Source organism: Streptomyces aureus (assembly GCF_001418135.1).
Lineage (GTDB): Bacteria > Actinomycetota > Actinomycetes > Streptomycetales > Streptomycetaceae > Streptomyces > Streptomyces aureus_A.
The window spans coordinates 1-243 of sequence record NZ_LIPQ01000413.1 but is presented as its reverse complement, the minus strand read 5'-3'; the positions used below and the strand labels follow the sequence as shown (position 1 = coordinate 243).

Genomic DNA, 243 nt, shown 5'->3' with positions numbered 1-243 from the left:
CGACCGTCGGCCCGGCCAGCCCCGACAGGCGCTCGACCAGTTCGCCCGACAGCTTGAACCCGGCGGTCATCAGGGCCGCGTCGAACCTGCGCGCGACGGCCGCCCCGTCCCCGGCCGGACCGGTGGGGGAGGGGAGACGGTGGGTGTGCCGGACGACCAGGTGTTCGAGAGCGTGGACCATGGGGGCATGCTCGCAGCCGTCGACGGTCCGTCGCACGCGGATTTAGGGGGGTGAGGGAGGGG

General features: G+C 74.1%; 1 protein-coding gene. It reads right to left on the bottom strand.

What is annotated here, in order from left to right:
* A partial coding sequence (locus AOK00_RS40775; protein ID WP_254047550.1) for a hypothetical protein occupies nucleotides 1-181 on the bottom strand: 181 nt, incomplete at its 3' end.
* Nucleotides 182-243: the final 62 nt, after the last annotated feature.